Below are 9,259 nucleotides of genomic sequence, written 5' to 3' on the forward strand. Positions count from 1 at the left end.
CCCCTCGTCCGTCCGCGGACGCGGACCACAGCACCTGTCGGAGCTACAGCACCTTGGACAGGAAGGCCTTCGTGCGCTCGTGCTGGGGGTTGCCCAGGACGTCGCGGGGGTGGCCCGACTCGACGACGACGCCGCCGTCCATGAAGACGAGGTTGTCGCCGACCTCGCGGGCGAAGCCCATCTCGTGGGTGACCACGATCATGGTCATGCCCGATTCGGCGAGGTCGCGCATGACGTCGAGGACGTCACCGACCAGCTCCGGGTCGAGCGCCGAGGTGGGCTCGTCGAAGAGCATCAGCTTCGGTTCCATGGCGAGCGCGCGGGCGATCGCCACGCGCTGCTGCTGGCCGCCGGAGAGCTGGGTGGGGTAGTTCCCGCCCTTGTCGCCGAGGCCCACACGGTCCAGGAGCTTGACGGCGCGCTCGCGCGCCACCGCCTTGGACTCGCCCTTGACCATGACCGGGGCTTCCATGACGTTCTCGATGGCCGTCATGTGCGGGAAGAGGTTGAAGCGCTGGAAGACCATGCCGATGTCCCGGCGCTGGGCCGCGACCTCACTGTCCTTCAGCTCGTATAGCTTGTCGCCCTTCTGGCGGTAGCCGACGAGCTGCCCGTCGACGTACAGCCGTCCGGCGTTGACCTGCTCCAGGTGGTTGATGCACCGCAGGAAGGTCGACTTGCCGGAGCCGGACGGGCCGACCAGACAGAAGACCTCACGCGGGGCGACCTCCAGGTCGATGCCCTTGAGGATGTGCGCCGCACCGTAGGACTTGTGGACGCCCTCGGCCTTCACCATGGCAGTCGTCATCAGGCCACCGCCTTGCGGTTCGAGAAGCTGGACAGTTTCGCCTTGATCTTCTGCAGCGGCGTGGGCGGCAGCGAGCGGAGCGCGCCACGGGCGTAACGGCGCTCCAGGTAGTACTGGCCGACGCTGAACACGCTGGTCAGGGCGAGGTACCAGATCGATGCGACGAAGAACATCTCCATCACCGCGAACGAGGTCGAGGCGATGTCCTGCGCGGCACGCAGCAGGTCGAAGTACTGCACGGCGACCACGAGCGACGAGGTCTTGAGCATGTTGATGAACTCGTTGCCCGACGGCGGCACGATCACCCGCATGGCCTGCGGCAGAACGACACGGCGCATGGTCTGCAGCCGGGTCATGCCGAGCGCGTGCGAGGCCTCGGTCTGGCCCTCGTCGACCGACTGGATGCCGGCCCGGACGATCTCCGCCATGTACGCGCCCTCGTTGAGGCCGAGACCCAGCAGGGCGGCCAGGAAGGGGGTCATGACCTGGGTCATCTCGTCCTTGTAGAACCCGAGGTTCAGGATCGGGAAGATCAGGGCGAGGTTGAACCAGATGAGGAGCTGCACGTACACCGGGGTGCCGCGGAACAGCCAGATGTAGAACCAGGCGATGGTGCTGGTCACCGGGTTCTTCGAGAGGCGCATGACGGCGAAGAGGACACCGAGCACCAGGCCCAGGGCCATCGAGGCGACGCTGATCCAGATCGTGTTGCCGACACCACGCAGGATGGTGGGGTCGAACAGCTTCTCCGGCACGGTCGCCCAGCGCACGTTGCCCTGCGAGAAGGCGATCGCGAGCGCCACGACCAGGCCGATGACGACCACGGCGCTGATCCAGCGACCGTAGTGGCGGACCGGGATGGCACGGATCGCCTCGGGGGGGACGGCCCCGGCCGGCGGGGTGTCCGCCGGGCCCGGGACCTTGTCGAGCTTGTCAGTCACAGTGACTGCCCTTCAGTGTGCTGCGGTGGTACGCGGAGGTCAGGAACCGGCGTTGATCTTGGCCTCGGTCACGGCGCCGGAGCCCGCGTTCCACTTGTCCAGGGCGGCCTTGTAGGAGCCGTCCTTGATGACCGCGTCGAGGGCTTCCTTGAGCGCGTCGCGCAGCTCGGTGTTCTTCTTGTCCACCGCGATACCGAAGAGGCCGGCGTCGGTCGGGTTGGCGATGGCCTCGAAGTCGTTGCCGCCGCCCGCGGTCTGCGCGATGTACGCGGCGACCGGGGAGTCGTTCAGGTCGGCGGCGGCGCCACCGGCCTTCACTCGGGTCTGGGCCTCGGCATCGGTCGGGAAGGACTCGATCTTGAGCTCGCCCTTGCCGTCCGTCTTGCACTTCTCGGCCTGGGTCTTGGCGGACTCCTCGTACGTGGTGCCGCGCTGCACGGCGACCGTCTTGCCGCACAGGTCGTCGAGGGTCTTGATGCCCTGGGGGTTGCCCTTCTTGACCAGGATGCCGGTCGAGGAGGAGAAGTAGTCGACGAAGTCGACACCGGCACCGGTCTTGGCGCCCTTGTCGTCCAGGCCCTCCTGACGGGCCTTGGTGTCGGTGAGCGAGGACATGACCAGGTCGCTGCGACCCGTCTGCATGCTGCCGATCAGGGTGTCGAAGGTGCCCGACTCGAACTTGAACTGCACGCCGAGCTGCTTGCTCAGGGCCGCCGCGATGTCGGGGTCGACACCGACGATCTTGCCGCCCTCGGTGAACTCCATCGGCGCGTAGGTGGCGTCCGTGCCGACCTTGATGACACCGGCGTCCTGGATCTTCTTCGGGAGCTTGGAGAAGAGCGGGGCGCTGCTGTTGTTCGCCGCACCCGACGGGCTCGTGGAGGCCTTGTCGGTCTGGTCACCACAACCGGTGAGGATCAGGGCGCCCGCGACCGCGATCGCGCCGACCGCGGCGATCCGGGACCGTGCGGCGGTCGTACGACGGGTGGTGCTAGCGGTCATGGCTTGGTTCCTCCGGCGCTGGTGGAAAAGCATCGAAAAATGGTCGGACACGCACCATCGAGTGTCGCGACCTTGTGTGATTACGGCATCTTGCCATTCGGACTGAGACATTCAGGGTGCCCGTCAGGTCAAAATCGCATAACGGGCGCCCGGGGTTGCCCAACAGGACTGCGGGGAACGGTGTTCGAGACCGCAGATACTGCTGTGACCTGCTGGTTTGGCCGCAGTTTCTCCGGGACGTCTCGCCCACTGGACGACAAGGTTTGGACTTTTCGCCAAAAGCCGGGCAAGCGACCTACAGTTGAGCGGGAATCGACTCGTCTGGGCGAGCGTTCTTCCGGTAGAACAGATCCTTACACCCCTCATCCGGGGCTCAGGGCGCGCGTGCGGCGCGCCCGCGCGTACGAACCTCCCCTCCGCGGAGACGGGCCAACCGTTGACGCGGAGTACGGACGCGGTGCCCGCCCACCCCTTAACCAGGAGTGGCCACCCTCAACGATTCAAAGGACTTAAGGGGTCACACGAAGTGGCAGCGGAAATCTTCAACCCTCGCAGTGACAGCGTCACGGACAACAACCCGGACGCGGTGTTCGCGCTGCACCGGGGCGGCAAGATGGCCATCCAGGCCACAGTGCCGGTCACCAACAAGGATGACCTTTCCCTCGCGTACACGCCCGGCGTGGCGAAGGTGTGCAGCGCCATCGCCGAGCAGCCGGAGCTGGTGAACGAGTACACCTGGAAGTCCAACGTGGTCGCCGTCGTCACCGACGGTACGGCCGTGCTCGGACTCGGTGACATCGGTCCCGAGGCCTCCCTCCCGGTCATGGAGGGCAAGGCCATCCTCTTCAAGCAGTTCGGTGGGGTGGACGCGGTTCCGATCGCGCTCGCCACCAAGGACACGGACGAGATCATCGAGACGGTCATCCGTCTCGCCCCGTCCTTCGGCGGCGTGAACCTGGAGGACATCTCGGCGCCCCGCTGCTTCGAGATCGAGCGCCGCCTCCAGGAGGCGCTGGACATCCCGATCTTCCACGACGACCAGCACGGCACGGCCATCGTGACGCTCGCCGCGCTGCGCAACGCCGCGAAGCTGACGGGTCGCACCCTCGGCGACCTGCGCGCCGTGATCTCGGGTGCGGGCGCGGCCGGTATCGCCATCGCCAAGATCCTCGTGGACGCGGGCATCGGCGACGTCTGCGTCACCGACCGCAAGGGCGTCGTGTCCGCGGACCGCTCCGACCTGACGGACGTCAAGGCGGAGATCGCGGGCCTGACGAACAAGACCGGCCAGACGGGCTCCCTGGAGACCGCGCTGAACGGCGCGGACGTCTTCATCGGCGTCTCCGGCGGTACGGTCCCGGAGGAGGCGGTGGCCTCGATGGCGAAGGACGCGTTCGTCTTCGCCATGGCCAACCCGAACCCGGAGGTCCACCCGGACGTCGCGCACAAGTACGCGGCGGTCGTGGCCACGGGCCGTTCGGACTTCCCGAACCAGATCAACAACGTGCTGGCGTTCCCGGGCATCTTCGCGGGCGCCCTCAAGGTGCGCGCCACCCGGATCACCGAGGGCATGAAGATCGCCGCCGCCGACGCCATCGCCGGTGTCGTGGGTGACGAGCTGGCCGCCGACTACGTCATCCCGTCGCCGTTCGACGCGCGCGTGGCCGAGGCCGTCGCCACGGCCGTGGCCGCCGCGGCCAAGGCCGACGGAGTGGCCCGCCTGGTCTGAGACCGGAGCTGAGCAGTACGCGAAGAGGCCCGACCGGATCCCTCCGGCCGGGTCTCTTCGTTTCCATGCGGCGCTCGCGCGGTGCGGACCGAGCGGCCTCACCGTCTTCGCGCCGCCGCAACGGACCCCTTCCGTCGGCCCGGGTCCGGGCCGGGTGCGACGAAGACCTCACCCGTGCGGTCGCGGGAGGCCTGGAACCCGGCCCTACCGAGCGGTAGCGTCGCCGCATGTTCGCTGCCTACGCCGCCCGAATCGACCGTGACCAGCCGCTGAACGGCCTTGAGCTGGGCGACCGCCCGGCTCCCGAGGCCCGGCCCGGCTGGGTGACCGTGAACGTCAAGGCCGCCTCCCTCAACCACCACGATCTGTGGTCGCTGCGCGGGGTCGGCCTCGGCGAGGAAAGACTCCCGATGATCCTCGGCTGCGACGCCGCCGGGATCGACCAGGACGGCAACGAGGTCGTCCTGCACTCCGTGATCGGTCAGAGCGGCCACGGGGTCGGCCCGGACGAGCCGCGCTCGATCCTGACCGAGCGCTACCAGGGGACCTTCGCCGAGCAGGTGACCGTCCCCGCCTGGAACGTGCTGCGCAAGCCCGCCGAGCTGACCTTCGAGGAGGCCGCCTGCCTTCCGACGGCCTGGCTGACGGCGTACCGGATGCTGTTCACGAACGCCGGGGTCCGCCCCGGTGACTCCGTCCTGGTGCAGGGGGCCGGCGGCGGTGTCGCGACCGCCGCGATCGCCCTCGGCAAGGCGGCCGGTCTGCGGGTGTTCGCCACGAGCCGGGACGAGGCCAAGCGCAAGAGGGCCGTGGAGCTGGGCGCGGTGGAGGCGTTCGAGCCGGGCGCGCGGCTGCCGCAGCGGGTGGACGCCGTGATCGAGACGGTGGGCGCGGCCACCTGGTCGCACTCCGTGAAGTCCCTGCGTCCGGGCGGCACCCTGGTGATCTCCGGTGCCACGAGCGGCGACCGCCCCGCGCACGCCGAGCTGACCCGGATCTTCTTCCTGGAGCTGAAGGTGGTCGGCTCGACGATGGGCTCGAAGGACGAGCTGGAGGACCTCCTCGCCTTCTGCGCGACCACCGGGCTGCGGCCGGTCATCGACGAGGTGCTGCCGCTGGACCGGGCGCGGGAGGGGTTCGAGAAGCTCGCGTCGGGCGACCTGTTCGGAAAGATCGTCCTCACCCCCTGATCCCAGATCCCAGATCCCTGGAGTCGCCCCTCCCTCCTGCCCCGCCTTGTCAATGTGGGTTGACGAATCTCCGGCGTCAACCTACATTGACATCCATGACCGAAGCCACTGATCTCGCCGAGCGGGCCGGTGACCGTGACCCGCGCGTGGGCCTGCGTGCCGTGGCCGCCCTCCGCAGGCTGCTGGAGCAGCTGGAGGCCGTACAGGTACGCAGCGCCCGCGCGCAGGGATGGTCCTGGCAGGAGATCGCGGCCGAGCTGGGCGTCAGCCGGCAGGCCGTGCACAAGAAATACGGGAGGCTCTGATGTTCGAACGCTTCACCCGCGACGCCCGGTCGACCGTGACCGGGGCGGTGACCGAGGCCCGGCAGGCCGGGGCGGCCACCGTCACCGAGGAGCACCTGCTGCTCTCCCTGCTGACCCTGGGCACCCTGGACCCCCTCGGCGTGGACCGCGCGGCGGTGGCCGCCGACCTCGCGGCGGCCCGCCGCCGGGGCGGCATGTCCCGGGCGGACGAGGAGGCGCTGGCCGGACTCGGCATCGACCTCACCGAGATCGTCTCCCGCATCGAGGAGACCCACGGCCAGGGCGTCCTCGCGGCCCCCGCACCCCGCAGGCGGACCCTGGGCGCCTCGATCCGCTCCGCCCTCGGCCGCGAGGACGCGGACGACCGCTCCGGCGACTACCGGGTCCCCTTCGCCGAGGGCTCGAAGAAGGTGCTGGAGCAATCCTTGCGCATCGCGCTGGGCCGCAAGGACAACCACATCGGCACCCTGCACCTGCTGCTGGCCCTGCTCTCCCGCCCCGGCACCGTCTCCGAGGTCCTGTCGGACCACGGCATCACCTACCGCACGGCCGAGACGGGCCTGGCGGCCTGACCGCCGCGGCGGTGGCGCGGGCGGGCTACGACCGGGGGCCGAACGTCGTTCCCAGCCGGGCGGCCGCAGCCGCGAGGTGGTCGCGGGCCTCGGCCACCTGGGCCTCCGTCACCCCGCGGTCCCGGGCCGCGTCACGGGCCTCGTCACGGAAGCGGTCGAGCAGACGGTCCAGGTCGCGGGCCGGGTCGCCGGTCGGCGTCAGATCCCTGGCCCAGTCCGAAGCCCGGTCCGCGTCCGCCGCCGCGTCCGTCCCCGCGTACGTCTCCTTCGCCGACCCGTCGGCAGCGGTCGCGGAAGCCGTACGGGGCTGCGTGTCCACCGGGGCCGCGGCCGGCGCACCGCCGAGCCATGCTCCGGCCAGGCTGCCCAGGACGCCGCCGGACCTGGCGAACTGCTCCTGGAGCTGGCCCGCGATCCGCTGGACCTCCTCACGGGCCCGCTCCTGGGCCTCCTTGGCCTGGCGGCGGGCCTGTTGCGCCTCCTCGCGGGCACGGCGGCTCTCGTCCTTCGCCCGGCGCGCCTGCTCCTTCCACTCCTGCCGCACCTTGCGCAGGTCCTCCTTGGCGGCCTTCCAGGACTCGTCCTCGACCCGGGTCGCCGAGGCCGTGGCCGCTGCCCGCATCTCGCGGCGCAGGTCTCCCGCCGCGCCCCGGACGTCGTCGCGGATCTCGGCGGCGAGCTCGGTGACCGAGTCGCGGATCTCCAGTTCGAGGTCGGCCAGTTCCCCGCCGCGGTCGGCCAGTTCGGCCCGGCCGGCGTCGGTGATCGAGTACACCTTGCGCCCGCCCTCGGTGGCGTGCGTGACCAGAGCCTCGGCCTCCAGCTTCGCCAGTCGCGGGTACACGGTGCCCGCGGAGGGTGCGTACAGGCCCTGGAAGCGCTCCTCCAGGAGGCGGATCACCTCGTACCCGTGGCGCGGGGCCTCGTCCAGCAGCTTGAGGAGGTACAGGCGGAGTCGGCCGTGGGCGAAGACGGGCGGCATGTCAGAGCACCTTCTTGTCGAGCGTGAGGGGGGCGGCGGGGTCCGCGGCGTCGGGCTGCGGGCGGCGCAGCAGCGCGATCGAGCCGGAGACCGTGGTCGCCCGCAGGGTGCCGGCGCCGGAGCCGAGGGTTCCGGTGATCCGCTTGGTGCCCATCTGACCGGAGACGCGCAGGTCCTCGAAGGCGTTGGAGACGCGGCCGGTGGCGGTGTTGGCCTCGACCTTGGCGTCGGCGGGGTGCGGGAGGCGGATCGCGACCTGCCCGGATACGGAGTTGAGGAAGATGTCCACCGGCTCGGGGGCGGCGGGGTCCGCGGCGAGGTCGATGAGCATGTCACCGCTGACCGAGTCGGCCCGTACGTTGCCGCCCGAGCCGTCGACCACCGTCAGGCCGCCGGAGACGGAGTGGAAGCCGAACTCGCCGGAGACCGACTGGGCCTCGACGTTGCCGGAGACGGTGTGCGCCTTGATCCGGCCGGACAGCCCGACCAGCGTGGCGTCGCCGGAGACTCCGGTGACGTCCGTGCCGCCCGAGATACCGGAGACGAAGACGGCGGCACCGACCGCGGCCACGTGGACCTGGGTGGCCGCGGGCACGGTGAGGGTGATCGCGACACTGCGCTCCCAGGCCTTGCGGCCGGAGGCGGAAGCGGCCCAGGCCTTCCAGGGCTTGGTCTCGAACCACTGCTTGAAGCCGTGGGCGCCGTTCCAGGGGAGGTCATCGTAGGAGACGGTCAGCATGCCGCCGTCCTGGACGACGTACAGCGGCGGGCCGTCCACCTCGGTCACTTCCAGGCGGGCCGGCCCCTCCTCGGCGGCGACCACGTTCACCGTCCCGCTCACGAGGCGGACGCGGAGCTCGGTCACCGGCTCCGGGAGGGTGAGCTTCTGAGGTTCGGCGAAGTGCCACGTCGTCGGCGACGACGGCGCGGGCGACTGCTCTGCCATGGTGCTGATCCTCCTCGTGCGTTCACGGACCGGGCTCGACGCACGCAACATATCGCGTCTTCTGTTAACACGATATATCGCGGTTGAGGGAAGTCAAGCGTCCCGCCAGAACCCCACGATTCGGGCCGTTTTGCACTATTGTGTGGGCATGTCAATATCCAGAGCCGCGACCGGCGGAATGCTGCTCTGCCGCGCCGAACCCCTTGCCGTCCGGCCCCCGGCACACCTGTTGCGCGTACGCCTGCTGCTCGCCCCGGCGGGGGGATGGAGCGTGCTCGTCCCCGAGGACAAGCCGTGGCGGGACGGCCCCCGAGACCCTGACGGAGGTCCTCACCGGCTGGGGCTCGGCGATCGCGATCGGTACCGCCTGGCCGGTACTGAGCCTGTGGTGGGAGGCCGGCCGGGCGGGATTCGCCCTGTCCAGCGGGTTCCGGCGGACCGCCGCCTACGCGTGGGACGCGGCCGGACGCCCGTCCGGCGAACCCGATGCCATGCGGGCCCTGTCGGCGCGGCTCGGCCTGGACCCCGTACTCGACCTGGCGGAACTGGAGCGCCTCACCCGCGCCGACGCCGGCCCCACCGGGGACGGGGGCGGGGAGGCCCGGCTGCTCGCGCTGGTCGCCCTGCTCACGCGGGCCGGACTGACCCTGCCCCCCGGGCTCGCCCCGGGTGAATCGGCCGACCGGCTCCGGGCGGCGGCCCGGGTGGCTACGGGCGTGGAACCGCTGGAGTGGTCGGGCTGGCGCGACGCGGTACGGGCCGAGCTCGACGCGGCGGAGCGGGG

The 9,259-nt window shown here is 70.4% G+C and carries 9 protein-coding genes and 1 pseudogene; 5 read left to right on the forward strand and 5 right to left on the reverse strand.

Annotated features, from left to right (window positions below):
• Positions 1–43 precede the first annotated feature (43 nt).
• From ACWGIU_RS19745 to ACWGIU_RS19755, 3 genes are read right to left on the reverse strand one after another with little or no spacing between them, the layout of a single operon-like run.
• A complete protein-coding gene (locus tag ACWGIU_RS19745; RefSeq protein ID WP_453707513.1) occupies positions 44–808 on the reverse strand; it encodes an amino acid ABC transporter ATP-binding protein in 765 nt (254 codons plus the stop codon).
• Positions 808–1,749: an amino acid ABC transporter permease gene (locus ACWGIU_RS19750; RefSeq protein WP_453707515.1), complete on the reverse strand. Its 942-nt coding sequence runs from the start codon at positions 1,747–1,749 to the stop codon at positions 808–810. Before ACWGIU_RS19750 ends, ACWGIU_RS19745 begins: the two co-directional genes overlap by 1 nt.
• A gap of 39 nt (positions 1,750–1,788) precedes the next feature.
• On the reverse strand, positions 1,789–2,751 hold the full coding sequence (locus ACWGIU_RS19755) for an ABC transporter substrate-binding protein (protein WP_453707517.1): 963 nt from the start codon (positions 2,749–2,751) through the stop codon (positions 1,789–1,791).
• A 526-nt stretch (positions 2,752–3,277) separates the two neighbouring features.
• Between ACWGIU_RS19755 and ACWGIU_RS19760 the strand changes: the two genes are divergently transcribed.
• From ACWGIU_RS19760 to ACWGIU_RS19775, 4 genes are all read left to right on the forward strand, one after another.
• Positions 3,278–4,480, forward strand: coding sequence for an NAD(P)-dependent malic enzyme (locus tag ACWGIU_RS19760; protein ID WP_453707519.1), 1,203 nt, complete (start codon positions 3,278–3,280; stop codon positions 4,478–4,480).
• 227 nt (positions 4,481–4,707) lie between these two features.
• Positions 4,708–5,670 carry a zinc-binding dehydrogenase gene (locus ACWGIU_RS19765; protein ID WP_030764417.1) on the forward strand — a complete coding sequence of 321 codons (963 nt, stop codon included), beginning with the start codon at positions 4,708–4,710 and terminating at the stop codon, positions 5,668–5,670.
• A 95-nt stretch (positions 5,671–5,765) separates the two neighbouring features.
• Positions 5,766–5,975: a helix-turn-helix domain-containing protein gene (locus tag ACWGIU_RS19770; RefSeq protein ID WP_030013034.1), complete on the forward strand. Its 210-nt coding sequence runs from the start codon at positions 5,766–5,768 to the stop codon at positions 5,973–5,975.
• Positions 5,975–6,547 carry a Clp protease N-terminal domain-containing protein gene (locus ACWGIU_RS19775; protein ID WP_453707521.1) on the forward strand — a complete coding sequence of 191 codons (573 nt, stop codon included), beginning with the start codon at positions 5,975–5,977 and terminating at the stop codon, positions 6,545–6,547. The genes ACWGIU_RS19770 and ACWGIU_RS19775 overlap by 1 nt, the downstream gene beginning before the upstream one ends.
• 25 nt (positions 6,548–6,572) lie before the next feature.
• On the opposite strand, the gene ACWGIU_RS19780 is transcribed toward ACWGIU_RS19775, so the two are convergent.
• Together ACWGIU_RS19780 and ACWGIU_RS19785 are read right to left on the reverse strand one after the other, a co-directional pair.
• Positions 6,573–7,529 (reverse strand): helix-turn-helix transcriptional regulator, encoded by a 957-nt coding sequence (locus ACWGIU_RS19780; protein ID WP_453707523.1) that lies wholly within the window; start codon positions 7,527–7,529, stop codon positions 6,573–6,575.
• A gap of 1 nt (position 7,530) precedes the next feature.
• A complete protein-coding gene (locus ACWGIU_RS19785) occupies positions 7,531–8,475 on the reverse strand; it encodes a DUF4097 family beta strand repeat-containing protein (protein ID WP_453707525.1) in 945 nt (314 codons plus the stop codon).
• A 148-nt stretch (positions 8,476–8,623) separates the two neighbouring features.
• Here ACWGIU_RS19785 and ACWGIU_RS19790 point away from each other — a divergent pair.
• A pseudogene (locus ACWGIU_RS19790) lies at positions 8,624–9,259 on the forward strand (hypothetical protein); the annotation flags it as partial.

This window comes from Streptomyces sp. NPDC054840, from assembly GCF_053611065.1.

Bases quoted from the DNA above. Each gene is read 5' to 3' on its own strand.
- ACWGIU_RS19770 (WP_030013034.1), top strand. From the start codon at position 5,766: ATGACCGAAGCCACTGATCTCGCCGAGCGGGCCGGTGACCGTGACCCG.
- ACWGIU_RS19755 (WP_453707517.1), bottom strand. From the start codon at position 2,751: ATGACCGCTAGCACCACCCGTCGTACGACCGCCGCACGGTCCCGGATC.
- ACWGIU_RS19745 (WP_453707513.1), bottom strand. From the start codon at position 808: ATGACGACTGCCATGGTGAAGGCCGAGGGCGTCCACAAGTCCTACGGT.
- ACWGIU_RS19775 (WP_453707521.1), top strand. From the start codon at position 5,975: ATGTTCGAACGCTTCACCCGCGACGCCCGGTCGACCGTGACCGGGGCG.
- ACWGIU_RS19785 (WP_453707525.1), bottom strand. From the start codon at position 8,475: ATGGCAGAGCAGTCGCCCGCGCCGTCGTCGCCGACGACGTGGCACTTC.
- ACWGIU_RS19780 (WP_453707523.1), bottom strand. From the start codon at position 7,529: ATGCCGCCCGTCTTCGCCCACGGCCGACTCCGCCTGTACCTCCTCAAG.
- ACWGIU_RS19765 (WP_030764417.1), top strand. From the start codon at position 4,708: ATGTTCGCTGCCTACGCCGCCCGAATCGACCGTGACCAGCCGCTGAAC.